The organism is Micromonospora sp. NPDC000668 (assembly GCF_042897975.1).
GTDB lineage: Bacteria > Actinomycetota > Actinomycetes > Mycobacteriales > Micromonosporaceae > Micromonospora.
The window spans coordinates 25,334-50,248 of sequence record NZ_JBIAYP010000009.1; the positions used below are offsets into that span (position 1 = coordinate 25,334).

Genomic DNA, 24,915 nt, shown 5'->3' on the forward strand with positions numbered 1-24,915 from the left:
ATTATGGTCTGCCGGGCGTTTCTGCTGATCAGCTGGCGGAGGATACGAGATTCGAACTCGTGAGGGTGTAAACCCAACACGCTTTCCAAGCGTGCGCCCTAGGCCTCTAGGCGAATCCTCCGCGAGCCAGGATACAGGCCCCCATGGGCAGGGTCACCCCACCACCCCCTGAAGATCGACCGGCGGTCGGGTAGGCTTGGCGTCACCTCCCGTGCGGCGGTATCTCGTGAACCTCCCCAGGGCCGGAAGGCAGCAAGGATAAGCGAGCTCTGCCGGGTGCACGGGAGGCCTTTTTGTCTCCGGGTCCTCGATCCACTCCAGGTCGCCGATGTGGGGCTGTCCCGGGCCGCGGACACCGCCATGTAGACGACATGGAGTCGATCAAGCGCGGCAACGTCGATCAAGCGCGGCAACCCAGGCGCGGCAAACCCAGGCGCCCGGCGGGGTGGGTGGTCACCCGCGCCCGACCGGCGCAGAATGGCTCGGTCGAGAGGAGGCGGGACGAGTGACGCTGGCGCTCTACCGCAAGTACCGGCCGCGTACCTTCGCTGAGGTCATCGGTCAGGAGCACGTGACCGAGCCGCTGTCGCAGGCGCTGCGCAGCGGGCGGCTCAACCACGCCTACCTCTTCTCCGGCCCCCGTGGCTGCGGCAAGACCACCAGCGCCCGGATCATGGCCCGCTCGCTCAACTGTGAGCAGGGCCCCACCCCCGAGCCGTGCGGCAAGTGTCAGTCCTGCCGCTCGCTGGCCACCGACGGTGCCGGCTCGATCGACGTGATCGAGATCGACGCGGCCAGCCACGGCGGTGTCGATGACGCCCGCGAGCTGCGCGAGCGTGCCTTCTTCGCGCCGGCCAGCAGCCGCTTCAAGATCTACATCATCGACGAGGCGCACATGGTCTCGACCCAGGGCTTCAACGCCCTGCTCAAGCTGGTCGAGGAGCCTCCGGAGTTCGTCAAGTTCATCTTCGCCACCACCGAGCCGGAGAAGGTCCTCGGCACGATCCGGTCGCGGACCCACCACTACCCGTTCCGGCTGTTTCCGCCGAAGGTGGTCCGCCCGTACCTGGAGCAGCTCACCCAGGCCGAGGGCGTCGCCGTCGAGCCGGCGGTCTTTCCGCTGGTGGTGCGCGCCGGTGGCGGCAGCATGCGGGACAGCCTCTCCGTGCTCGACCAGCTCATCGCCGGGGCCGGCCCGGAGGGGGTCAGCTACGCGCGGGCCGTCGCGCTGCTCGGGGTCACCGACTCCGCGCTGATCGACGAGATGTGCGACGCGCTGGCCGCCGGTGACGGCGCCGCCGCGTACGCCACCGTCGACCGGGTCGCCGAGGCCGGGCACGACATGCGCCGGTTCGCCTCCGATCTGCTGGAGCGGCTGCGCGACCTGATCGTGATCCAGCAGGTGCCGGACGCCGCCGCGAAGGGCCTGATCGACGGCCCCGCCGACCAGATCGAGCGGATGGCCGCCCAGGCCTCGCAGCTCGGCCCGGGCACGCTCTCCCGCTGCGCCGACATCGTGCACGACGGCCTGGTGGAGATGCGCGGCACCACGGCGCCCCGGCTGCTGCTGGAGCTGATCTGCGCCCGGATGCTGCTGCCCGGCGCGGACGACTCCACCGGTGGCCTGCTCCAGCGCCTGGAACGGATGGAACGCCGGCTCACCCTGAGCGGCGCCGACGCGCCGTCGGCCGCCGCCGGCTCCGCACCGGCCACCAACCCGGGGGTACGCCCACAGCCGGCCTCGCCGGTCCCGGCTGCCGCCACCCCGGCACCCGCCAACGCCCCGACCTCAGCGCCCCCGTGGACGGTCGACCCGGCGGCGTCCCCGACCCCGAGCACGGCCGCCCCGAACCCCCCGGCCTCGACTGCTCCGGTCCCTGGCGCTTCGGCCGCTGACTCGCCGATCCCGGGCTCACCCGGTGCGGCGGCAACCGCCACCGCACACGCCGACCGGGCCGCATCCGTCGCGGCCGGCCCCGGCTCACCGGCCCCACGTCGTGCGGTGCCGCAGTCGGCGGTGCTGCCCGACCCGGCGACGCCGGAGCCGCCCCGACCTGGTGCGCCGGCTGCGGCGCTGGACGCGGTCGCGGTCCGCCGGGCGTGGCCCGATGTGATTGGCAAGGTCAACCGGACCAACAAGCGGATCGCCGCCCTGATGCGTGACGCGGTGGTGCGCGAACTCGACGGCGACATGCTGGTGCTGACGGTCAAGTCCACCGTGCTGGCCAAGATGATGGCCGATCACGCGGCGGTGCTCACCGACGCGCTCTACGAGGAGTTGGGCGGGCGCTGGCAGATCCGCTGCGAGGTGGCCGGCGAGCGGGGCGGCGTGTCGCTGTCCGGTCCGCCGCGCTCGCAGCCCGCCGCGCCGGCTCGATCCGTCCCCGTGGACGCTCCGCCCGCCCCGACGAACGCGACCGCCGCTGCCGGCCCGACCGGCGGCTCGGGTCCCCGCGAGGACCTGTCCGGCGGCCCGTCCGGTGCGCGGGGCGGTCCCGATGCCTCCTCTGGCACGGGCGCGTCCAGCGGTCGCGGTACGAGTCGGCAGCCTGGTGAGCAGGCGTCCGCACCGGCCGATGCCGAGGACGACTGGCCGGAGGCGGCCCGCCCCGGTGGCAGTGCCCCCGCCGTCGAGGCGACGGATGACGAGGACTGGCCGGAGGCCGCCCGCCCGGGTGGCGCCACCGCCGTGGACGACGCAGCGCCCGGCGGCTCCGGATCGGCCGGCGCAAACGGCACGGACCGTGGTCGCGCCGACGTGAACAGCACTGACCCGGGCCGCACCGACGGAACGGGCACCGGTGCGAACAGCACTGACCAGGGCCGTACCGGTGGAAGCGGCTCGGGCGCGAACGGCGGCGGCACGGGCACGGCGACCGGCGGCGGCAAGCCGGGCGGACGGGCCAACCCGACGCCGGCTGCTCGCCAGCCGGCCACCGGTGGTGCCCCGGTGAGCAGCGCCATCGCCGCCGCCCGCGCGGCGGCGGCAGGGCGCGGTCCGCGTACCGGAGCAGCGGCCCGGCCCACCGCGGACGCCGAGTGGGCCGGCGAACCGCCCTACGACCCGGACTTCGACGGCCCGTTGCGCGCCAAGCCGGGTGGCGCGGCACCGGCGGCCACCCCGACCTACGAGGGGTTCGACCCGGGAGACGAGCCGCTGGACGAGGTCATCGACGAGAAGACCGCCCGGGAGTCCAGCGAGGAGCAAGCGGTACGGCTGCTCCGCGAGACGTTCGGGGCCGAGAAGATCGACGAGGTCGACGCGCGCTAGCTGCGCTTCCCGGCGATCACCACCGGGGCACGGCAGCGGTTGCGGACGGCACGGTCGACCGTCTCTGCGGCACCCGACCACCGGCTGTCTCGGCGAGCAGGACGCCGAGGCAGCAGGCCCAGAGCGGGAAGGGCAGCACGGCGACCCGTTCCATGCCGCCCACCCCGATCCCGATGCCCTGCTGGGCGAAGAACAGCACCGTCCCGGCCAGGGCGATCAACCCGGCGGTGAGGGTGAGGCGTCGCCACTGGCCGAGCACGGTGCCGCGTGGCGCGCGCCCGGCGAGGAGCAGGCCGACATTGCCTCCCATGATCAGAAAGGCGCCCAGGACGTGTCGGTTCTCGTCGACATCCGCCGGATAGACGGCCGCCAGGGCGTACCCGCCGGTGGCCAGCAGCAGCGTCTGGGCCGACCGGACCACGGCACCGCGACCGAGGAGCCGCCAGGTCAGCAGTAGCCCGGCGGCGAGCAGCACGGCGGTGGCCAGCAGTGCGGCGTTCATCAGCGGGTGCCAGGGCGAGCAGACGGAGCGGGGCCTGCTGGTGTCCCAGCTCCCGCAGTGGACGTTGCCGAGGTCGCTGATGTTGTTGGTGGCCCAGCTGTAGGTGGGCTGGCGCCAGCGCAGGCCGGTGACCAGGCTGGCGGTGAGGAAGATCGGTACGGCCGTCATCCAGCACAGGGCGCCGATCCGGCCGGTGCGGTTGAGGTGCATACCGTCGAGCAGACCAGTTCGGCAGGTCCCGCCGCACTACCCGTAGCCGGCCGGTTCCGGGTAGTGCTAGCCGTACCCGGACGCCGTCCTTTCGGCTCCGGCGTGGGTCGACGCACCTGGCGGGGCGGGGTCGGTCACAGCGGATAGGCTGGGCGGCGGCCGAGCAGACGAGTGCGAGAAGGAGCCATCCGTGCGCCCAGGTGGACAGCCGAACATGCAGCAGATGCTGAAGCAGGCGCAGAAGATGCAGCAGCAGATCGCCACCGCCCAGGCCGAGTTGGCCGAGGCCGAGCTGACCGGCACCGCCGGCGGTGGGCTGGTCACCGCGACCGTCTCCGGCGCCGGTGAGCTCAAGGCGATCAAGATCGACCCGAAGGCCGTCGACCCGGACGACGTGGAGACTCTGGAGGACCTGGTCGTCGCGGCCGTGCACAACGCCGCCGAGGCGGCACGGGAGCTGACCGAGCGCAAGATGGGCCCCGTCACCGGCGGCATGGGCGGCCTCGGCCTGCCCGGTTTCTGAGCCGGCAGATGTACGAAGGTGCCATCCAGGATCTGATCGACGAGCTGGGTCGGCTGCCGGGCGTGGGCCCGAAGAGCGCCCAGCGGATCGCGTTCCACGTGCTGTCGGCGGATCCGACCGACGTCAACCGGCTGGCCGGCGCGCTGCGCAAGGTCAAGGAGCTGGTGCGGTTCTGCACGACCTGTTACAACGTGGCCGAGTCCGAGCAGTGCCGGATCTGCCGCGACCCCCGCCGCACGAACGAGGTGCTGTGCGTGGTGGAGGAGCCCAAGGACGTGGTGGCTGTCGAGCGGACCGGTGAGTTCCGCGGCCGGTACCACGTGCTCGGCGGCGCGATCAATCCGCTGGAGGGGATCGGCCCGGACAATCTGCGCATCCGGGAGCTGATGATCCGGCTTGGCGAGGGCACGGTGCGGGAGCTGATCCTGGCCACCGACCCGAACACCGAGGGCGAGGCGACCGCCACCTACCTGGCGTTGATGGTGAAGCCGATGGGGATCGCGGTGACCCGGCTGGCCAGCGGGCTGCCGGTGGGCGGCGACCTGGAGTACGCCGACGAGATCACCCTCGGTCGGGCCTTCGAGGGGCGCCGGGCCGTCTGAACCGGCCTCGTACGGCCGATGGTCGGCACCCGGTCCGGGTGCCGACCATCGTCGCCGTCGTGCCCGGAAATGATCTGACACCTGCTCCCTCCTGCGGCCGTTCGACGTAACAGTTTGGCATCGCGGGTGGCGATTGCACGGTTTCGGACGACTTTCACCTTCGATTCGAATGTCAAGCGACGATTGAGGCACGATCCGATACCAACCGTCCACCCAACGGTTTCCGGCTGGACGCAACGGGAGCTATGGTCACCGCCATCGGTGACCCCTGTCACCACGTTGTCCGTACCCCCAAGGACGAGGTGAGGCACGATGCGTGCACCCAGGCCGAAGGTCGCGATAGCGGCCGTCGCGGTCGCGGCCCTCGCGGTAGCAGGCTGCGCCGAGAGCAACCGTGACGACAGCTCCAGCGGTAGCAAGAAGGACACCCTCGTCTTCGGCGTTGCCGGAGACCCGAAGGTGCTCGACCCGAGCTTCGCCAGCGACGGTGAGTCGCTGCGTGTGGCGCGTCAGGTCTTCGAGACGCTGGTCCGACCGGAGGAGGGTGGCACCAAGGTCACCCCCGGCCTGGCCGAGTCCTGGACCCCGGACGCCGCCGGCACCACCTGGACCTTCAAGCTCCGCTCGGGCGTGAAGTTCCACGATGGCACCGACTTCAACGCCGAGGCCGTCTGCGTCAACTTCAACCGCTGGTACAACGCCAAGGGCCTCATGCAGAGCCCGGACGTGACCGCGTACTGGCAGGACGTCATGGGTGGCTTCGCCGCGAACGAGAACGCGGACCTGCCGCCGAGCCTCTTCAAGTCCTGCGCCGCCAAGGATGCGACCACTGTCGACCTGGCGTTCACCCGGGTCTCCAGCAAGATCCCGGCCGCGCTGATGCTCCCCTCGTTCTCCATCCACAGCCCGAAGGCGCTGCAGGAGTTCGACGCCAGCAACGTGGGCGGCACCGCCGAGGACATCAAGTACCCGGCGTACGCGACGGAGCACCCGACCGGCACCGGCCCGTTCAAGTTCAAGACCTGGGACGTCGCGAACAAGACGCTGACCCTGGAGCGCAACGAGGACTACTCGGGCACCAAGGCCAAGCTGAAGACCCTGATCTTCAAGACGATCTCGGACGAGAACGCCCGCAAGCAGGCGCTGCGCTCCGGTGACATCCAGGGCTACGACCTGGTCGGCCCGGCCGACGTCGAGCCGCTGAAGGGCGAGGGCTTCAACGTCCTCACCCGCCCGGCGTTCAACGTGCTCTACCTGGCGATCAACCAGAAGGGCAACCCGAAGCTCGCCGACCCGAAGGTCCGGCAGGCGATCGCGTACGCGCTGAACCGTCAGCAGCTGGTCGACTCGAAGCTGCCCCCGGGCGCCAAGGTCGCCGACAACTTCATGCCGGACACCGTTGAGGGCTGGAACGGCGACGTCACCAAGTACACGTACGACCCGGCCAAGGCGAAGGCGCTGCTGGCCGAGGCCGGTGCGTCGAACCTGACGCTGAAGTTCCACTACCCGACCGAGGTCACCCGGCCGTACATGCCGAACCCGAAGGACATCTTCGAGTTGCTCTCGGCGGACCTGAAGGCGGTCGGCATCACGGTCCAGGCGATCCCGCTCAAGTGGAGCCCGGACTACCTCAACGCCACCACCTCCGGTAGCAAGCACGACATCCACTTCCTCGGCTGGACCGGTGACTACGGCGACGCCTACAACTTCATCGGTACCTTCTTCGACCGGCCGAAGGACGAGTGGGGCTTCAACAACAAGGCCCTGTTCGACCAGTTCAAGGACGCGGACACCACCGCCGACCCGGCGGCCCGGACCGAGAAGTACAAGGCCCTCAACAAGGCCGTGATGGACTTCCTGCCCGGTGTGCCGATCTCGCACTCCCCGCCGGCGATCGTGTTCGGCAAGGACGTGACCGGCGTCAAGGCGAGCCCGCTCACCGACGAGCGGTACGCCTCCGCCGAGTTCAAGTAAGTCCTGATCTGACGCAAGGAACGCGGGCGGGCGCTGTCGCACAGCGCCCGCCCGCAACCCTCCGCACCCCTTCGAGGCCGCCGTGTTCCGGTTCATCGTCAGGCGCCTGCTTCAGCTGATACCCACGCTGTTCGGGCTCTCCCTTCTGCTCTTCATCTGGCTCCGCAGGCTCCCCGGCGGCCCCGAGACCGCCATTCTCGGCGAGCGCGGCACGCCCGAGATGCGTGCCGCCATCCGCCACAACATGGGCCTCGACGAGCCCATCCTGGTGCAGTACGGACGGTTCGTTCGGCGGATGGTCAAGCTCGACCTGGGCACCTCGACCTCCACCAAGCGGGCGGTCACCACGGAGTTCATCGAGCGCTTCCCCGGCACCGTCGAGCTGACCATCACCGCGATGGTGATCGCGATCGGTATCGGCATCCCGCTGGGCTATCTGGCCGCCCGCCGTCGGGGCCGGTTCCTGGACCACGCCTCCGTGGGCGGCTCGCTGATCGGCATCTGCATCCCGGTCTTCTTCCTCGGCTACGTGCTCAAGGCGATCTTCTCGGAGAACCTGCACTGGTTCCCGTCCAGCGGCCGGCAGGACCCGACGCTCGGGGCGACCCGAGTCACCAACTTCTTCGTCCTCGACGGGCTGATGACCCGCGAGTGGGACGCCGCCGCCGACGCCCTCTGGCATCTGGTGCTGCCCGCCATCGCGCTGGCCAGCATCCCGCTGGCGATCATCGTCCGGATAACCCGGGCGAGCGTGCTGGAGGTGCTGAACGAGGACTTTGTCCGGACCGCCGAGGCCAAGGGCCTGACCGAGCAGACGGTCCGTAGCCGGCACGTGCTGCGCAACGCGATGCTGCCGGTGGCCACCTCGATCGGCCTGCTCGCCGGCGGTCTGCTCTCCGGCGCCGTGCTGACCGAGACCGTCTTCGCCTTCAGTGGCATCGGAGCCTTCGTCGCCGAGGCCATCGGCCAGCGCGACTATCCGGTGCTGATGGGCTTCATTCTGATCATCGCGGTGGTGTACGTGCTGGTGAACCTTCTGGTCGACCTCTCCTACAGCTTCATCGACCCGAGGGTGAGGGTGCGATGACGCTCAGCCCGGGAAAGAAGCGCGAAAAGATCGACCGGCTCTCGGAGCTGGCTGCCCGCGACGACGAGCGCGGGGTCAGCCTCTGGCAGGAGGCGTTCCGCCGGCTGCGCGGCAACCCGGCGGCGGTCGTCGGCGCGATCATCCTGGCGATCTTCGTGCTGGTCGCGGTGATCGGTCCGTTCCTCGTGCCGTACGCGCCGACCGACACGATCGGCATCCGCGAGGGGCTGATCAAGCCGGGCCTCATCCCCGGCCCCACCGGCGATCACTGGTTTGGTTACGACCACCAGGGCCGGGACGAGTTCAGCCGGATGATCGTGGGTGCACGGCAGACCCTGCTGGTCGGCGTGGTCTCCACCCTGATCGGTCTGGCGATCGGTGCGCTGATCGGCGGCATCTCCGGTGCCGCGGCCGGCCTCGGTGGCCGGTGGGGGCGGTGGATCGACACCACGCTGATGCGGTTCGTCGACATGCTGCTGGCGATGCCGAGCCTGCTGCTGGCGGTCAGCATCGCGGCCCTGCTCGGGGCCAGCCTGACCACGGTGATGATCGCGGTCGGTGTGGTCTCGGTGCCGGTCTTCGCCCGGCTGCTGCGTGGCTCGATGATCTCCCAGGCCAACAGCGACTATGTGCTGGCGGCCACCTCGCTCGGGGTGAAGAAGTCCAAGATCGCGCTGACTCACGTGGTGCCGAATTCGCTCGCGCCGGTGATCGTGCAGGCCACCCTGACCCTGGCCACCGCGATCATCGAGGCCGCGGCGCTCTCCTTCCTGGGCCTGGGCAACCCCGACACCGCCGTACCGGAGTGGGGGGTCATGCTCGCCGACGCGCAGCAGTACCTCGGCATCCGGCCGTCGCTGGCGATCTACCCGGCGGTCGCGATCATCATCACCGCGCTCGGCTTCACCCTGCTCGGTGAGGCGATGCGCGAGGCCCTCGACCCGAAGCTGCGGAAGTAGGCCCGACAATGGCACTGCTCGAAGTGGACGACCTCTCCGTCACGTTCGCCCGGCGCGGCCAGCGCGCCGTGCACGCGGTCGACGGTGTGTCCTTCTCCGTCGACGCCGGTGAGGTGGTCGGCCTGGTCGGCGAGTCCGGCTGCGGCAAGAGCGTCACCTCGCTGGCGATCATGGGTCTGCTGCCGAAGCAGCCCGGGTTGCGGGTCGGTGGCAAGGCCGTCTTCGACGGCACCGACCTGCTCCAGCTCGATGACCGGTCGCGGCGGGACATCCGGGGCCGGGACATCGCGATGATCTTCCAGGACCCACTCTCCTCATTGAACCCGGTGATCCCGATCGGGTTGCAGGTGACCGAGGTGCTCACCCGGCACCGGGGGATGAAGGGCGACGCCGCCACCAAGGAGGCGGCGGCGCTGCTGGACCGGGTCGGCATTCCGGACCCGAAGCGCCGGCTGAAGGAGTACCCGCACCAGCTCTCCGGCGGGATGCGGCAGCGGGCGCTGATCGCGATGGCGGTGGCCTGCCAGCCTCGGCTGCTGATCGCCGACGAGCCGACCACCGCACTGGACGTCACCATTCAGGCCCAGATCCTGGAGCTGCTCAAGGAGCTGGTTCGGGACTCCGGCACCGCGTTGCTGATGATCACGCACGATCTCGGTGTGGTGGCCGGCATGGTCGACACGGTCAACGTGCTCTACGGCGGCCGGGTGGTGGAGACGGCACGCCGTCGTCCGCTGTTCCGCGAGCCGCGTCACCCGTACACCGTGGGTCTGCTCGGCTCGGTGCCACGACTGGACGCCGGGCGGGGCGAAAAGCTCAACCCGATCCCCGGTTCGGTCCGTGACCTGCTGCCCTGGCCGGACGGCTGCGCCTTCGCCCCGCGTTGCGCCCGCCGGACCGACGAGTGCGTGGGTCAGCCGCCGGAGCTGGTGCACACCTACGACGGGCGGAGCTACCGGTGCGTCAACCCGGAGCCGGTGCCCGGCACGGTGCCCGCCCCACGCGAGGAGGAATCAGCGTGAGCGACAACGACATCCTCGTCGAGGTACGTGACCTGAAGGTGCACTTCCCGATCAAGCGGGGAGTGCTCTTCGACCGGGTCGTCGGGCAGGTGAAGGCGGTCGACGGGGTCGACCTGAGCATCCCGCGCGGCAAGACGTACGGCCTGGTCGGCGAGTCCGGCTGCGGAAAGTCCACGCTCGGGCGGGCACTGCTCCAGCTCAACCCGCCGACCTCGGGCGAGGTCAGCTTCGACGGCGTCGAGCTGACGACGCTGCCGCCCGGCAAGCTGCGCACGATGCGGCGCCGGATGCAGATGATCTTCCAGGACCCGATGTCCAGCCTCGATCCGCGGCAGAACGTCGAGTCCATCCTGACCGAGGGGTTGCAGACCCACGGGATCGGCACCGACCGCACCGACCGTCGGCGGATCATCGGCGAGACGCTGGACGCGGTGGGGTTGCCCCGCTGGGCGCTGTCCCGCTACCCGCACGAGTTCTCCGGCGGGCAGCGCCAGCGCATCGGCATCGCCCGCGCGCTGGTGCTCGGGCCGGAGCTGATCGTCGCCGACGAGCCCGTCTCGGCGCTCGACGTCTCGATCCAGGCCCAGGTGGTGAACCTGCTGGACGAGTTGCAGGACAGCCTGGGGCTGACCTACCTGGTGATCGCGCACGACCTCGCGGTCGTCCGGCACATCTCCGACACGGTCGGCGTGATGTACCTGGGCGCGCTGGTCGAGGAGGCGCCGAGCGACCGGCTCTACACCGAGCCGCTGCACCCGTACACCCGGGCGCTGATGTCCGCGGTGCCGGTGCCGGACCCGGACGTGGAGGACCGGCGGGAGCGGATCCTGCTCGCGGGCGACCTGCCCTCGCCAGCTAACCCGCCGTCCGGCTGCCGCTTCCACACCCGCTGCCCGTGGGCGCAGCCCACGCGCTGCGTGGACGAGCGGCCGGTGCTGCGCGAGATCGGCGCCAGCCGGGTTGCCTGCCACTGGGCCGAGCAGATCGCCAGCGGGGAGTTGCGCCCGCACAAGGTCAGCGTGCAGATCGTGCGCCCCGAGGGCGAGGGCGACTCGCCGGGCGTGGTCTCCGCCCCCAGCGAGCCCGGCTCGTACGTCTGAGGCGGGACTCAACGTCCTGGTGAGCGTGATACCTCTGAGGCATCAATATTCCTGAGAGGTATCACGCTCGACCGGGCGACCGCCGGGCCGCGCCAGAGCGGGTCAGCCCTCAGGGCGGTGCAGCAGGGCCACCGCGACGCCGTGCACCGCGTCCAGCCCCGCCGGGTCGTTCAGCCCGACTGCCCCGCCGGTCACCGCGTACCACTCGTCCGCGTCCTTGTACTGCACGCGCAGGGTGACCCGGCCGTCCGCGTACTCGGTGCGCAGGGTCAGCTCGCCGGTGACCACCCCGACCTCGTCGGTCATCACCCCGCCTGGGCCGGGCACGATGTCGGCGGTGCGGCTCTGCGGGCCGCCGGCCCCGTCCGAGTCGGCGACCATGCCGGCCCCCGGAACGGCGGCCGGGGTCTCGGCCGTGCCGTCCGCGGTCATGCCGGCAGTGGTCGGGCCGGTGTCATCGGTCGCCCCGTCGCCTGTCGCGGCTTGTTCGCTCACCTGCAGCCCTCCAACATGTCGGTCAGGGCGGCCTTCTCGGCGGTGGTCACCGTCAGCCGCCAGTGGTGCTTCACCGTCACCCAGCTCTCGGCGTACTGGCACCAGTACGACCGGTTCGCCGGCTTCCACTGCGACGGGTCCTGGTCACCCTTTGCCCGATTGGATGACGCGGAAACCGCGATGAGCTGCGGCCGGGTGGTGTCGTTGGCGAAGTCGCCGCGCTTCGCGTCGTCCCACTCGTCGGCACCCGAGCGCCACGCGTTGGCCAGCGGCACCATGTGATCGATGTCCACGTCGGAGGGATCGGTGGCGCTGCGACCGTCGTACACGCTCTCCCAACGACCGCCGACCACGTTGCAGCCGGAGAGTTTCACGTCCTTGCCGTCGCGCTGCAGGATGCTGTCCCGCACGTCGCAGTTCTTGCCGGTGTCCCGCCAGTGCGGGAAGTGGTCGCGGCTGTAGCCCTTCATCGAGCCTGCGGTGGCGACGGTGAGCTGGCCCAACTGCTGCACGGTGTTGCCGCCGCCACTCGGTGGCGGCGTTTCCGGCTCATCCTGGGGGACGCAACCGGCCACGCCGAGCGCCAGCGCCGCGACGAGCGCGGCCACCACCGCGCGCGGTTCTGATCTGGTACGCACAGACGACACCTCTCCAGCTTGCGTGCTCCCGGCGATTGCGCACAGTACCCGGGGATGGTTTCGGCGTTTCGTGGCGTCTCCCACATCGTGCAAGGCAGATTGGTGGGATGACCAGACCCGCACCGGCACCCGCACTGCGGATGGGCACCGCCGCCGGCCGGGGCACGCTGCTCGCTGCGGTGCTCGCCTCCGGCATGGTCTTCCTGGACACCACGGTAGTCAATGTCGCGCTGCCCAAGCTCGGCCAGGACCTCGGCGCGAACGTGGCCGATCTGCAGTGGACCGTCAACGGCTACCTGCTGATGCTGGCGGCGTTCGTGCTGCTCGGCGGCGCACTCGGCGACCGCTTCGGCCGGCGGCGGGTCTTCCTGATCGGAGTGGTGTGGTTCACCACCGCCTCGGTGCTGTGCGGGCTGTCCCAGGGCACCGGCTGGCTGATCGCGGCCCGGTTCCTCCAGGGCGCCGGCGGCGCGCTGCTCACCCCCGGGTCGCTGTCGGTGCTCCAGTCCAGTTTTCACCCGGACGACCGGGGCCGGGCGATCGGCGCCTGGGCCGGGCTGTCCGGGGTGTCCACCGCGCTGGGTCCGTTCATCGGCGGCTGGTTGATCGACGCGCTGTCCTGGCGGTGGATCTTCTTCCTCAACCTGCCGCTGGCCGTGCTGGTGGTGCTGGCCACCCTGCGCTGGGTGCCGGAGAGCCGGGACGAGAGCGCCTCCCGGACCGCGGGGCCGGGCCGAACCCGACGCCGGTTCGACGTGCTCGGAGCGCTGCTCGGCGCCCTCGCGCTCGCCGGCGTCACGTACGCCCTGATCGACGCGCCGGCGCGCGGCTACGACTCGGCCCCGGTGCTGATCGCGGCGCTGGTCGGGGTGCTGGCCGCGGTGGCCTTCGTGCTGCTGGAACGGCGGCGCGGCGACGCCGCGATGCTGCCCACCGGCCTGTTCAGCAGCCGGCTCTTCTCGGTGCTGAACATCTTCACCGTGGTGGTGTACGCGGCGCTCGGCGGGTTCACCTTCTTCTTCGCCGTCTACCTGCAGAACGTGGTCGAGTGGTCGGCCTTCCGCACCGGGATCGCGCTGTTGCCGATGACGGTGCTGCTGCTGATCGGGTCGGCCCGGGCGGGCGCGCTGTCGGCGCGGATCGGCCCCCGGCTGCCGCTGAGCATCGGGCCGGTGGTGTCGGCCGCCGGTCTGCTGCTGCTACGCGGTGTCGGGCCAGACGCGTCGTACTGGCTTGACGTGCTGCCCGGGGTGCTGCTCTTCGGCCTCGGGCTGACCCTGGTGGTGGCCCCGCTCACCGCGTCCGTGCTGGCTGCCGTGGAGGACCGGTTCTCCGGGGTGGCCAGCGGCTTCAACAACGCCGCGTCCCGGGCCGGTGGCCTGCTGGCGGTGGCCGCGCTGCCGCTGCTGGTCGGCCTCTCCGGCGGCGGGTACGAGCAGAAGGCCGAACTGACGAACGCGTTCCGGGGTGCGATGACCTGGTGTGCCGGGCTGCTGCTGGCCGGTGCGGTGCTGGCCCTCGTGCTGGTGCACCGACCGCCCCGGGACGCTCCGCCGTCGCAGCCGTGCCACTCGTTGCCTGCCGCCACGCCCCCGAAGTAGGGAAGGGGCACTTCCGTACTTCGGGGGTGTGGTGCGTGCGGTCAGCGGCGGGCGCGGTTGACGGCGCTGGTGACCGCCTTGATCGACGCGGTGACGATGTTGGCGTCGGTGCCGACGCCCCAGACCGTCCGGCCGTCGACCTCGCACTCCACGTACGCGGCGGCCTGCGCGTCACCACCGGAGGAGAGCGCGTGCTCGTGGTAGTCGAGCACCCGCACGCCCACCCCGACCGACTGCAGCGCGTTGACGTACGCGTCGATCGGGCCGTTGCCGACGGCGGCGAGCGTCCGCTGTTCGGTGCCCACACCGACCTGGGCCTCGATCTCGACCTTGCCGTCGGTGGTGCCGATCGTGTAGCCGGCCAGCCGGACCGCCGGGTCGGGCTGGTGGTCGAGCAGGTAGTGGGTCGCGAAGATCTCCCACATGGCGCTCGGGTCGACCTCGCCGCCGTCGTGGTCGGTGACCTGCTGCACCACTCCGGAGAACTCGATCTGGAGCCGGCGGGGCAGGTCCAGTTGGTGCTCGCTCTTCATGATGTACGCGACGCCGCCCTTGCCGGACTGCGAGTTGACCCGGATGACCGCCTCGTAGGTGCGGCCCAGGTCCTTCGGGTCGATCGGCAGGTAGGGCACCGCCCAGGTCTGCTCGTCCACCGGTACGCCGGCAGCCGCCGCGTCGACGGCGAGGGTGTCGAACCCCTTCTTGATGGCGTCCTGGTGGGAGCCGGAGAAGGCGGTGTAGACCAGGTCGCCGGCGTACGGGTGGCGCTCGTGCACGGGCAGTTGGTTGCAGTACTCGACGGCCCGCCGGACCTCGTCGATGTTCGAGAAGTCGATCATCGGGTCGATGCCCTGGGAGAAGAGGTTGAGCCCCAGCGTCACCAGGTCCACGTTGCCGGTGCGCTCGCCGTTGCCGAACAGGCAGCCCTCGATCCGGTCCGCGCCAGCGAGCAGGCCCAGCTCGGCGGCCGCGACGCCGGTGCCCCGGTCATTGTGCGGGTGCAGGCTCAGCACCAGGCTGTCCCGCCGCGGCAGGTGCCGGTGCATCCACTCGATCGAGTCGGCGTACACGTTCGGGGTCGCCATCTCGACGGTGGCCGGCAGGTTGATGATCAGCTTCCGGTCCGGCGTCGGGTCGATCACGTCGATCACCCGGGAGCAGACCTCCATCGCGTACTCCAGCTCGGTGCCGGTGTACGACTCCGGCGAGTACTCGTAGTGGATCTCGGTGTCCGGGGTGTGGATCTCGGCGTACTTCTGGCAGAGCCGCGCGCCGGAGGTGGCGATGTCGGCGATGCCGTCCCGGTCCAGCCCGAAGACCACCCGCCGCTGGAGGGTGGAGGTCGAGTTGTAGAAGTGCACGATGGCCCGCTTCGCCCCGCGCAGCGACTCGAACGTCCGGTCGATCAGGTGCTCCCGGCACTGGGTGAGCACCTGGATGGTGACGTCGTCCGGGATCATGTCCTGCTCGATGAGCTGCCGGACGAAGTCGAAGTCGGTCTGGCTGGCCGACGGGAAGCCGACCTCGATCTCCTTGTAGCCCATCTGGACCAGCAGCTGGAACATCCGACGCTTGCGCTCGGGCGACATCGGGTCGATCAGGGCCTGGTTGCCGTCCCGCAGGTCCACGGCGCACCAGCGCGGTGCGGTGTCGACGTGTCGGGTCGGCCAGGCGCGGTCGGGCAGGTCGACCCGGAACTGCTCCCGGTAGGGCTGGTAGCGGTGGTACGGCATCCGGCTCGGGCGCTGCCGGGCGATCGGATCGGTCTCAGCGTCGGTGGTGCTGGCTGGTTGAGCCATGGCGGAGTGCTCCCGTGGTCACGTGGCGTTCAGCAATCGGACGGAGTCGGCGTCACTGCCGGTGCGTCGCTGCCCGGCGGGCCGAGGTGTGCTGCGGTGCTGATGGGCGGCGCGGTCCGACTCCGCGACGAGGTGCCGGCCGTCAGGCCTCGTCGCGGCGACCAAGGAGGAGGTGCGCCTGCCACATGACAGGGTGACCCTACGTGATGAGACGGGGGGTGGGAAGGTACGTCCGAACTATGGGACCGGTGTCACGACCCGTTCCGCGGTCGCGGCACCGAGCCGCGGCGTCCGCCCAGCCCACGCCACCACGGGTACGATCGCCAGCCCCAACAGCACGAAGATGGCCGCCGCCGGGAACCAGCCCCAGCCACCGGTGGTCACCCCCAGCGCGGTCAGCCCGGCGGGGGCGATCAGGTACTGCACCTGGGAGCCAAGCCGGAACGCCCCCACGTACGCGCCGCGTTGTTCGGCCGGTGGCAGAGCAGCGGTGAGCCCCCAGGCGCCCGCCGACTCGATCAGCTCGGCCACGATCAGCAGCGTTGCGGCGGCCACCAGCACCACCACCGTGAGCGGGCCCCGGGTGACCCCGGAGATCGGCAGGACCAGGCAGAACAGGGCGATCAGCAGGGCGCCCCGGCGGGAGGCCCGTGCCGCGCCCGCAGCGGTGTCGGCGCCCTGGCTGGCGCGTACCTGGAGCAGCACGATCAGGATTGTGTTGAGCAGCACCAGCCCGGCGATCACCGTCTTCGGGGCGTCGGTGTGGGTGAGGATCCAGAGCGGCAGCACCGTCAGGTAGAGCGTCTGGTGGGCGGTGAGCAGCCCGGACAGCAGGGACACCGCCACGAACGGGCGGTCCCGCAGCACGGCGAGCCGACTCATCGGCTCCGCCGGCCGGGCCGCCTGGGCCAGCCGGGGCAGTCGACGCACGAAGAGGGCCGTCACCAGGAAGACCGCCGCGATGAACCAGACCATCCCCCGGTACGCCGCGGTCGTGTCCACGGCCAGCACCAGGCCACTGATCACCGCGCCGAGCCCGAACCCGACGTTCAGCGACGAACGCTGGTACGCCATCGCCGTGACCCGCTCGGCCGGGGGGAGCGCGTTGATCGAGTAGACCTGACGGGCGACCCCGGTGGCGGCCTCCACGGCGGCCAGCGCCACCACCACGGCCAGGAAGCCGGCGAAGCCGCCCACGAACGGGTAGGTCGCGAAGAGCACCGCGTCCAGCACCAGCCCGACCGCCCAGACCCGCTGCGGCCCGTACCGGTCGGTGAGCCCGCCCAGCGGCACCGTGCCCAGCAGCGACACCCCCGCCGCGATGGACAGGCCCAGCCCGACCTGGGCGGCGCTGAGCCCGAGCGCCCGGGTGAAGAAGACGGCGCTGCCGGCGTGGAACAGGCCGCTGCCGACGGCGTTGACCATGGCCTGCACGGCCAGGGCGCGAGTCAGCCCGGCCGGCGGTACGACGTTTCGGACAACGGTGCGAATGGTGTCTCTGGCCCCCATGGCAGGTGAGTGAAGCGTGCCCCCATGACGGCGGTCGAGTCTTTTAGGCTCAACCGAATCCTGCTCTGGGGGTGCGTGTGTCCGAGTTGCGGTTCAGCCTGGCCGACGTGGCGGGAGTGCGGCTTGCCGTGTCGCCGGCCAACGAGACGGTCATGAGCATGTGGGCACTGGCCGACCCGGTCCGCTATGCGGTGCACCTGCCGTGGATCGACCGGGCCCGGGTGACTCTGCGTTCTCCCGAGGTTGCCTCCCGGGTCCGACCGCTGCTGGAGCTGACCCAGCGGGGTTGCTGGCTGCCCGACTTCCTCACCCCGGCGGCCCGACCGAACGTGGAGATGGCCGAGCAGCTCGATCAGATCGCGGCGACGCCGCCGGACGTGGTGGTTCAGGATCTGCTGGCGACCACTCCGCGCCGGCCGCTGAGTCCGTTCGGGCGGGCGCTGCTCACCGACCCTCGTGGGCTGCTGCCGGAGCTCGTCGACGCGGTGCGGGTCTGGTACGACGAGGCGATCGCCCCGGCCTGGCCGCGGATGCGCGCGCTGCTCGACGCCGACGTGGCGTACCGGGCCGCGCAACTCGCCGAGGGCGGTGCCGGGCGGTTGTTCGAGCAGCTCCACCCGAGCCTGCGCTGGCTTGGCGACCGGGTGGTCAGCGACGACCCGTTCGAGCGGGACTTCGACCTGCGCGGTCGTGGGTTGGCGCTGAATCCGGGCGTGTTCACCAACCGGCGGGTGCTGTGGAACCTGTTGGAGGATTCGTTGCCGGCCGGGGCGTACCCGGTCCGGGCGGTCGGGACGCTCTGGGAGGCGACCGCGCCGCCGCCCGGCGACCCGCTCGCACGGGTGATCGGCCCCGGCCGGGCCGCACTGCTGCACCTGCTCGACGCGGCGACCACCACCACCGACCTGGCCCGACTCACCGGGATGTCCGCCGGAAACGTCTCCCAGCACCTGGCCGCGCTGCACGCCGCCGGCCTGGTCCACCGGTCTCGACAGGGCCGGCACGTTTTCTACCGCAACACCGAGGCCGCGACGGTCCTGCTGCGCGCCAGCCGGGGCGGGTAGCTCCGGCGGTCGATCAGCGGAGCAGCAGGTCGGCCAGCGGTCGGCGGTGCCGCAGGCCGGTCTCCTCGGCGACCAGGTCGGCCGGGAGGCTGAGCGGGTCGCCGAGTTGCCCGACGGCGACCACCGCGTACGGCCGCACGTCGGCGGGCAGGTGCAGGTCGGCGGCGAGCCCGGCACGGTCGACGGTGAGGACCTGGCGTACGTGCAGCCCGAGCGCGGTGGCCTGCACGCTGAGGTGGGCGACCGCCTGTCCCAGGTCGTAGGCGACCCCGTCCGCCGGTGCGGCGTCGGTGTCGACGTGCGCGGCGAGGAGCAGCGCGGCGGCCCGGTGGGCCCAGCGCTGGTCGCGCTCGGGGAGGTTGACCAGGATCCGCTTCCAGGTCTCGTCATCGCGGTGACCGAGAGTGAACCGCCAGGGCTGACGGTTGCCCAGCGAGGGTGCCCAGCGGGCCGCCTCCAGCAGTGAGGCCGCCTCCGCCCGACTCAGTACCTCGGTCGGGTCGAACGCCAGCGGGCTCCAGCGGTAGGCGAGTAGCGGGGTGAGGTCGGCCATACGAGCATCGTCCTTTATGGGTGATTCGCCCCTCAGGACGGGTTCGCCAAATGTGGGCAAGAGCACCCGTAACGGGACGAAGATCAGGGCGTTCCCGCGCCCGAGCTACCGGTCGGGTCGGGTGTCGGCGGAGCCGCGGTGTCCAGCGGTTCCCCGTCCACCACCACCGGGCCGGCCAGCTGCACGGTGGCTGGCGCCGGGCCGGGCGGGGCGGCCAGCTTCAGCGTGCCGGTCTCCGTCCGGACGCCGGTCGGTGTGCCGTCCCGGTCGTAGCAGTAGATGCCGACGTCCAGCGGGGCGTTGAGCGAGGCGGAGGTGGAGTCCACCGAGTAGCAGGTGCCGGTGAGCCCCTTGGGCGGGTCGGCCGGGGCGACGGCGAGCGGCGCGCGGCGGTCGGTGAGCACGTCCAGCCAGTCGGTGAGCGGGTGCTGGACCCGGGGATCCAGCCGGCGCGGCAGGGCGTCGTCGCGCTCGCCGAGGCGTACGCACCGGGCCGGGTTCGGCCGGCCGGCCGACGGCAGGGCGCATTGGAACAACCCGTCGGCGGTGGCGGCCAGCGAGACATCAGCGGTGCCGCCCAGCGCGCCACCCGGCACGTCGACCCGCCAGCTGCCGTCGTTCGCGCTGGTGAACACGATCATGCGGTCCGGTTGACCGGCCCGGCTGAACGCGTACTGCGCCACCAGATGGCGGTCCTGGGCCGCCGCGGCCAGTGCCGCCAACTCGTCGCGGGCGGCGGCCACCTCGACCGGCCCGGGATCGGTCGGTGGCGGGGTTGGAGGCTGCTCGCTGGTGCAGGCGACCAGGAGCGCCGGCAGGGCGAGCGCGAGCGGCCCGAGCACACGGCCGGCCGAGCGGATGAGGACGGGCACCGGCCCATTCTGGTGGGTGCGGGCGGGCGGCGGGTGCCGGCGCGCACGCGGCTCGCCCCGGCGTGTCGGGCGGGACCGCGTCGGCGTACCGCCCGACCTGGTGAGGCGGGGCGGCCGCCCCGCCCGTGGCGCGCGCGGGCCGGATGATGGGATCACCCGACCCGCCGCCGCGACCCGCCGGATACCCTCAAGTGGTTTGACACGCGCCGCCGGCCCCGGTTCCGGCGGCGTCGGCACGCTCAGGGTCGCTGGGAGGGAGTGCACCGTCGTGGCACTCGTGGTGCAGAAGTACGGCGGGTCCTCCGTCGCCAACGCCGAGCGCATCAAGCGGGTGGCCGAGCGCATCGTCGCCGCCCGCAAGGCCGGCGACGACGTGGTGGTGGTGGTCTCCGCGATGGGGGACAGCACCGACGAGCTGCTCGACCTGGCCAACCAGGTCAGCCCGCTGCCGCCGGGCCGTGAGCTGGACATGCTGCTCACCGCCGGGGAGCGGATCTCCATGGCGCTGCTGGCCATGGCCATCCACAACCTGGGGTACGAGGCCCGCTCGTTCACCGGCTCGCAGGCCGGCGTGATCACCACCTCGGTGCACGGCCGGGCGCGGATCATCGACGTCACCCCAGGGCGGCTCAAGGGCGCGCTCGACGAGGGGTCGGTGGTCATCGTGGCCGGCTTCCAGGGCGTCTCGCAGGACACCAAGGACGTCACCACGCTGGGCCGGGGCGGTTCGGACACCACGGCCGTGGCGCTCGCCGCCGCGCTGCACGCCGATGTCTGCGAGATCTACACCGACGTCGACGGCATCTTCACCGCGGACCCGCGGATCGTCCCCAACGCCCGGCACATCCGGCAGATCACGTACGAGGAGATGCTGGAGCTGGCCGCGTGCGGCGCGAAGGTGCTGCACCTGCGTAGCGTGGAGTACGCCCGCCGGGCGGGGTTGCCGATCCACGTCCGTTCGTCATACTCGACCAACACCGGCACGATGGTCACCGGATCGATGGAGGACCTTTCCGTGGAGCAGGCACTGATCACCGGCGTTGCGCACGACCGCAGCGAGGCCAAGATCACGATCGTCGGCGTGCCCGACGAGCCGGGCGCCGCCGCGCGGATCTTCGACACCGTCGCCGGCGCCGAGATCAACATCGACATGATCGTGCAGAACGTCTCCACCGAGGGCACCGGCCGGACCGACATCTCGTTCACCCTGCCCAAGACCGACGGCCCGACCGCGATGGCCGCGCTCAGCAAGATCCAGGAGTCGGTCAAGTTCAAGGGCCTGCTCTACGACGACCACGTCGGCAAGGTCTCGCTGATCGGTGCAGGCATGCGCTCGCACCCCGGCGTGGCCGCCGGCTTCTTCGCCGCGCTCGGCGCGGCCGGGGTCAACATCGAGATGATCTCCACCTCCGAGATCCGGGTCTCCGTGGTCTGCCGGGACACCGACCTGGACGCCGCCGTCCGCGCCATCCACGACGCGTTCGAGCTGGGCGGCGACACCGAAGCCGTGGTCTACGCGGGGACGGGTAGGTAGCGCCGATGACGGCGCTGCCCACCCTCGCAGTGGTCGGAGCGACCGGTGCCGTCGGCACCGTGATGTGTGAGCTGCTCACCGGGCGTCGCAACGTCTGGGGTGAGATCCGCCTGCTCGCCTCCGAGCGCTCCGTCGGGCGGCGGGTGCGCTGCCGGGGTGAGGATCTCGTCGTCCAGGCGCTGACCCCGGAGGCGTTCGACGGCGTCGACGTGGCGATGTTCGACGTACCCGACGAGGTCTCCGCCGAGTGGGCGCCGATCGCCGTCGCCCGCGGCGCGATCGCGGTGGACAACTCCGGCGCCTTCCGGATGGACCGGGACGTCCCGCTGGTGGTCCCGGAGATCAACCCGGAGCAGGTCCGTAACCGGCCCCGGGGCATCATCGCGAACGCCAACTGCACCACCCTCACGATGATCATCGCGGTCGCCCCGCTGCACCGTGAGTACGGCCTGCGGGAGTTGGTGCTCGCCTCGTACCAGGCGGTCTCCGGGTCCGGCCAGGCCGGCGTCGACATCCTGCACGACCAGCTCACCAAGGTCGCCGGGGACCGGTTGCTCGGCTCGCGGACCGGCGACGTCCGGCAGGCGGTCGGCGACGACCTGGGCCCGTTCCCGGCGCCGCTGGCGCTCAACGTGGTGCCCTGGGCCGGCTCGCCGGCCGACGGCGGCTGGTCGTCGGAGGAGATGAAGGTCCGCAACGAGTCGCGGAAGATCCTCGGCCTGCCCGACCTCAAGGTCTCCGCCACCTGCGTGCGGGTGCCGGTGGTGACCGGCCACTCGGTGGCCGTACACGCGGTCTTCGCCACCGAGGTGGACGCCGAGGGCGCCCGCGAGGCGCTGCGCAACGCCCCCGGAGTGATCCTGGTCGACGATCCGGCCGCGGGAGAGTTCCCGATGCCGATCGACGCGGTCGGCACGGACCCGTCCTGGGTCGGCCGGATCCGCCGCGCCCTGGACGACCCACGTGCCCTGGACCTCTTCATCACCGGCGACAACCTTCGCAAGGGCGCCGCCCTCAACACCGCCCAGATCGGCGAACTCCTGGCCAAGGACCTGACCCAGTAACCTCCCTCGCCCTCCCTACCCCACCACCTCCCAGCGTCGATCATGGAGTCGTGGTGGGCGTTAGATCCAATCACGCCCCTTTTGGGACGCACCACAACTCCATGATCGACGGGGGGTGGGGGTGGGGGTTAGGCAGCGGATAGGTGGACGCCGTCTCGGCCTTGGCGTTTCACGGCGTAGAGGGCCTGGTCGGCGCGGCGGAGGGTGCGGTCGGGGGACTCGCCGGGGTGGGGCAGCGCGACGCCCACGCTGATCGTGCGGCCGGTGCGCCGGGCCGCCTCGGTGAGCCGCTCGGCGATCCGGACCGCCTCCTCCGGGCGGCTCACCTCGATCACCGCGACGAACTCGTCGCCGCCGATCCGGTACAGCTCGTCACCGTGCCGCAGCGCCCCCTCCAACGCCCGCGCCAGCCCGACCAGCACCCGGTCGCCGGCCTGGTGGCCGTACGTGTCGTTGACGATCTTGAAGCCGTCCACGTCGATCGCCAGCAGGGCCGTACGCCCCGGGGTCGCCGCCGCGATCCGCTGCCCGAACGGGCCGGTGTGCCGCAGCCCGGTCAGCGGGTCCGAGCTGGCCTGCTCCCGCAGCCGCGCCAGCGTGCGCAGCCGGTCCAGGTTGGTCCAGGCCTGCCCGGCGAGCAGTTCCATCAGACTGACCGTGGTCGGGTCCGGGCGCAGCAACCGCTCGTCGGCGACCAGCAACACCCCGCCAGCGTCCGACGGTCCGACCGGTACGGCGATCAGTGTGCGCACCCCGGCCCTGGTCAGCGGCCGGTAGTCCGCAGTCGGTGGGTGCTCCGCCTCGCCCAGCGTGTATCCCGCGCCGTACCGGTGCGCCCGGTCGACCATCCGGTCGAGCGCGGCCGGAGTCGCCTCGGTCAGCTCGGCCCGGATCCGGGTCTCCAGCTCGGCGGGGACCAGTGGCGGCGGCCCGATCTCGGCGCCCTCCGGGCCGGCGATCAGCAGCACCGCCGTGGAGAGCGTGGAGACCTCACGGGCGGCGCAGGTCGCCGCAGCGAGCACGGCCCCCTCGGTTGGCGCCGAGGAGAGTGCGGCGGCGTGCCGGAGCAGCTTCTCGCTGGGACTCTCCGCTGGCGGGCCGCCGAGCGCGACGATCCTCGCGCCGAGCCGGGCGGCCAGTCGCTGGGCGGTCTGCCGCCACGGCTCCAAGTCGACGGGCTCGCTCCACTGCAGGTCGAGGACGCCGATCGCCCGGCCCGCCGGGTCCAGCACCGGCACGCACAGCTCTGCGGTCACGTCGGGGCGTACCGGCAGATAGTCCGGATCGGCGGTGACATCCGGGACGACGGCGGTGGTGGCGGTGGCGTACACCCGGCCGACGATCCCGGTCCGGGTCGGCACGGTGGCGAAGACCTGCCAGGCGCCGGTCGCCGCGACGCAGCGCAGCCGGTCGTGGACCTCCAGCAGCACGGAGATGGTCGCCGGGGTGTGGTGGGCCAGCGCGTTGACCGTCCACCGACAGGCCTCCGGCGTGCTCGACGCCATCGGCAGGCGGACGGAGACGTCACGGATGACTTGCTGATGATCCACTCGCACGTCGTTCCAGGTAGGGGAGGGGTCGGCCGGCGCCGAGCCGTGAGATCAAGCGTACCCAGGGTGATCCGGGCGTCGGCCGGACTTCGTACACATGTGCTATCCACAGGCTGTGGACGCAGCCTGTGGGCGCGGGGCCCCGGGAGGCATCCATCGCCGATAGCGTGGAAACTCCCGCACCGAGGAGGCGGCACGTGCTCATCGCCCAGCTCAGTGACCCGCATCTGACCACCGGCCTACTCGCCGCCGAACCGGCCGCGGGCCTGCACCGCGCGCTCGGCCGGGTGCTGGCGCTGCGGCCCCGACCGGACTGCGTGGTGATCACCGGTGACCTGGTCGACCACGGCCGGCCCGACGAGTACGCCGCGCTGCGCGAGCTGATCGGCCGGTTCCCGCTGCCGGTGCACCTGGTCACCGGCAACCACGACGACCGGGAGTCGCTGCTCGACGCCTTCGGCGGCACACCCTGGCTCGGCGGCGGGTTCTCCGCGTACTACCACGTCGACTACGAGGCGGCGACCGTCGTGGTGCTCGACTCGCTCATCCCCGGCAGCGACGCTGGCCAACTTGGCGAGGAGCAGCTCGGCTGGCTCGACGGCGTGCTGGCCGGCCGGCCCGAGGTGCCCGCTGTGGTCTGCCTGCACCACCCGCCGGTCGCGGTCGGCATCCCGGTGGCCGACGCCATCCGGCTCGCCGACTCCGACGCGCTCGCCGAGGTGATCGGCCGGCACCGGCACGTCGTACGCGTCGCCGCCGGCCACCTGCACCGCCCGGTCACCACGGGGTACGCCGGCACGGTGCTCACCGTGGCACCCAGCACCTGGCGGCAGAGCACGCTCACCATGAGCGCCGACGAGCAGATCGGCTGGGTCGCCGAGCCGACCGCGTTCCTGCTGCACCTGGTCGAGTCGGGCGGTTGCGTGACGCACACGGTCCAGGTCAGCCACTCCGCAGGCCAGACCTGCGGCTTCTGACGCGCCCGT

At 71.5% G+C, this 24,915-nt stretch carries 21 protein-coding genes, 1 tRNA gene and 1 other RNA gene; 14 read left to right on the forward strand and 9 right to left on the reverse strand.

Going from position 1 to position 24,915, the window contains the following annotated elements; all coding sequences use genetic code 11:
* Positions 1–33 precede the first annotated feature (33 nt).
* A tRNA-Ser gene (locus ACFY29_RS33565) sits at positions 34–121 on the reverse strand.
* An 82-nt stretch (positions 122–203) separates the two neighbouring features.
* On the opposite strand from ACFY29_RS33565, the gene ffs reads away from it, so the two are divergent.
* Both ffs and ACFY29_RS33575 read left to right on the forward strand, forming a co-directional pair.
* An RNA gene (gene ffs, locus ACFY29_RS33570) (signal recognition particle sRNA small type) lies at positions 204–293 on the forward strand.
* A 212-nt stretch (positions 294–505) separates the two neighbouring features.
* Entirely contained in the window at positions 506–3,271 is a 2,766-nt protein-coding gene (locus tag ACFY29_RS33575) for a DNA polymerase III subunit gamma and tau (RefSeq protein ID WP_386992616.1), read from the forward strand.
* A gap of 16 nt (positions 3,272–3,287) precedes the next feature.
* Here ACFY29_RS33575 and ACFY29_RS33580 read toward each other — a convergent pair whose 3' ends face one another.
* A complete protein-coding gene (locus tag ACFY29_RS33580; RefSeq protein WP_386992618.1) occupies positions 3,288–3,983 on the reverse strand; it encodes a DUF998 domain-containing protein in 696 nt (231 codons plus the stop codon).
* A 214-nt stretch (positions 3,984–4,197) separates the two neighbouring features.
* Between ACFY29_RS33580 and ACFY29_RS33585 the strand changes: the two genes are divergently transcribed.
* The 7 genes from ACFY29_RS33585 to ACFY29_RS33615 all read left to right on the forward strand — a co-directional run bounded on the left by ACFY29_RS33585 (position 4,198) and on the right by ACFY29_RS33615 (position 11,250).
* Entirely contained in the window at positions 4,198–4,506 is a 309-nt protein-coding gene (locus tag ACFY29_RS33585) for a YbaB/EbfC family nucleoid-associated protein (RefSeq protein ID WP_252417486.1), read from the forward strand.
* An 8-nt stretch (positions 4,507–4,514) separates the two neighbouring features.
* Complete coding sequence (gene recR / locus ACFY29_RS33590) at positions 4,515–5,108, forward strand: recombination mediator RecR (protein WP_355610797.1); 594 nt, start codon at positions 4,515–4,517, stop codon at positions 5,106–5,108.
* A 312-nt stretch (positions 5,109–5,420) separates the two neighbouring features.
* Entirely contained in the window at positions 5,421–7,082 is a 1,662-nt protein-coding gene (locus tag ACFY29_RS33595; RefSeq protein WP_386992620.1) for an ABC transporter substrate-binding protein, read from the forward strand.
* An 82-nt stretch (positions 7,083–7,164) separates the two neighbouring features.
* A complete protein-coding gene (locus ACFY29_RS33600) occupies positions 7,165–8,169 on the forward strand; it encodes an ABC transporter permease (RefSeq protein ID WP_328421375.1) in 1,005 nt (334 codons plus the stop codon).
* Positions 8,166–9,128, forward strand: coding sequence for an ABC transporter permease (locus ACFY29_RS33605; RefSeq protein WP_386992622.1), 963 nt, complete (start codon positions 8,166–8,168; stop codon positions 9,126–9,128). The genes ACFY29_RS33600 and ACFY29_RS33605 overlap by 4 nt, the downstream gene beginning before the upstream one ends.
* An 8-nt stretch (positions 9,129–9,136) precedes the next feature.
* Complete coding sequence (locus ACFY29_RS33610; protein ID WP_386992624.1) at positions 9,137–10,150, forward strand: ABC transporter ATP-binding protein; 1,014 nt, start codon at positions 9,137–9,139, stop codon at positions 10,148–10,150.
* On the forward strand, positions 10,147–11,250 hold the full coding sequence (locus ACFY29_RS33615; RefSeq protein WP_328421369.1) for an oligopeptide/dipeptide ABC transporter ATP-binding protein: 1,104 nt from the start codon (positions 10,147–10,149) through the stop codon (positions 11,248–11,250). Before ACFY29_RS33610 ends, ACFY29_RS33615 begins: the two co-directional genes overlap by 4 nt.
* Before the next feature lie 102 nt (positions 11,251–11,352).
* Here the strand turns inward: ACFY29_RS33615 and ACFY29_RS33620 are convergent, their stop codons facing one another.
* Positions 11,353–11,745, reverse strand: a complete 393-nt coding sequence (locus ACFY29_RS33620) for a hypothetical protein (protein WP_386992627.1) — start codon at positions 11,743–11,745, stop codon at positions 11,353–11,355.
* Positions 11,742–12,383 carry an HNH endonuclease family protein gene (locus ACFY29_RS33625; protein ID WP_386992629.1) on the reverse strand — a complete coding sequence of 214 codons (642 nt, stop codon included), beginning with the start codon at positions 12,381–12,383 and terminating at the stop codon, positions 11,742–11,744. Before ACFY29_RS33625 ends, ACFY29_RS33620 begins: the two co-directional genes overlap by 4 nt.
* A 107-nt stretch (positions 12,384–12,490) precedes the next feature.
* Here ACFY29_RS33625 and ACFY29_RS33630 point away from each other — a divergent pair, with 107 nt between their 5' ends.
* Positions 12,491–13,984, forward strand: coding sequence for an MFS transporter (locus ACFY29_RS33630; RefSeq protein ID WP_355610783.1), 1,494 nt, complete (start codon positions 12,491–12,493; stop codon positions 13,982–13,984).
* Positions 13,985–14,025: 41 nt separating this feature from the next.
* On the opposite strand, the gene leuA is transcribed toward ACFY29_RS33630, so the two are convergent.
* Both leuA and ACFY29_RS33640 read right to left on the reverse strand, forming a co-directional pair.
* Complete coding sequence (gene leuA / locus ACFY29_RS33635; RefSeq protein ID WP_386992631.1) at positions 14,026–15,783, reverse strand: 2-isopropylmalate synthase; 1,758 nt, start codon at positions 15,781–15,783, stop codon at positions 14,026–14,028.
* Positions 15,784–16,020: 237 nt separating this feature from the next.
* Positions 16,021–17,292, reverse strand: coding sequence for an MFS transporter (locus ACFY29_RS33640; RefSeq protein WP_386992633.1), 1,272 nt, complete (start codon positions 17,290–17,292; stop codon positions 16,021–16,023).
* 77 nt (positions 17,293–17,369) lie between these two features.
* On the opposite strand from ACFY29_RS33640, the gene ACFY29_RS33645 reads away from it, so the two are divergent.
* A complete protein-coding gene (locus ACFY29_RS33645; protein WP_386992635.1) occupies positions 17,370–18,356 on the forward strand; it encodes an ArsR family transcriptional regulator in 987 nt (328 codons plus the stop codon).
* 13 nt (positions 18,357–18,369) lie between these two features.
* Here ACFY29_RS33645 and ACFY29_RS33650 read toward each other — a convergent pair whose 3' ends face one another.
* Together ACFY29_RS33650 and ACFY29_RS33655 are read right to left on the reverse strand one after the other, a co-directional pair.
* Positions 18,370–18,909 carry a nitroreductase family protein gene (locus tag ACFY29_RS33650; protein WP_386992637.1) on the reverse strand — a complete coding sequence of 180 codons (540 nt, stop codon included), beginning with the start codon at positions 18,907–18,909 and terminating at the stop codon, positions 18,370–18,372.
* A gap of 83 nt (positions 18,910–18,992) precedes the next feature.
* The gene (locus ACFY29_RS33655; protein WP_386992640.1) at positions 18,993–19,781 is read right to left on the reverse strand and encodes a hypothetical protein; all 789 of its coding nucleotides are present in this window, start codon (positions 19,779–19,781) and stop codon (positions 18,993–18,995) included.
* Positions 19,782–20,049: 268 nt separating this feature from the next.
* On the opposite strand from ACFY29_RS33655, the gene ACFY29_RS33660 reads away from it, so the two are divergent.
* Both ACFY29_RS33660 and ACFY29_RS33665 read left to right on the forward strand, forming a co-directional pair.
* A complete protein-coding gene (locus ACFY29_RS33660; RefSeq protein WP_252417410.1) occupies positions 20,050–21,315 on the forward strand; it encodes an aspartate kinase in 1,266 nt (421 codons plus the stop codon).
* Positions 21,316–21,320: 5 nt separating this feature from the next.
* A complete protein-coding gene (locus tag ACFY29_RS33665) occupies positions 21,321–22,379 on the forward strand; it encodes an aspartate-semialdehyde dehydrogenase (protein WP_328421350.1) in 1,059 nt (352 codons plus the stop codon).
* Positions 22,380–22,507: 128 nt separating this feature from the next.
* Here the strand turns inward: ACFY29_RS33665 and ACFY29_RS33670 are convergent, their stop codons facing one another.
* Positions 22,508–23,929 (reverse strand): diguanylate cyclase, encoded by a 1,422-nt coding sequence (locus tag ACFY29_RS33670; RefSeq protein WP_386992643.1) that lies wholly within the window; start codon positions 23,927–23,929, stop codon positions 22,508–22,510.
* Positions 23,930–24,126: 197 nt separating this feature from the next.
* On the opposite strand from ACFY29_RS33670, the gene ACFY29_RS33675 reads away from it, so the two are divergent.
* Positions 24,127–24,906: a phosphodiesterase gene (locus ACFY29_RS33675; protein ID WP_386992646.1), complete on the forward strand. Its 780-nt coding sequence runs from the start codon at positions 24,127–24,129 to the stop codon at positions 24,904–24,906.
* The last annotated feature ends 9 nt before the right edge of the window (positions 24,907–24,915 follow it).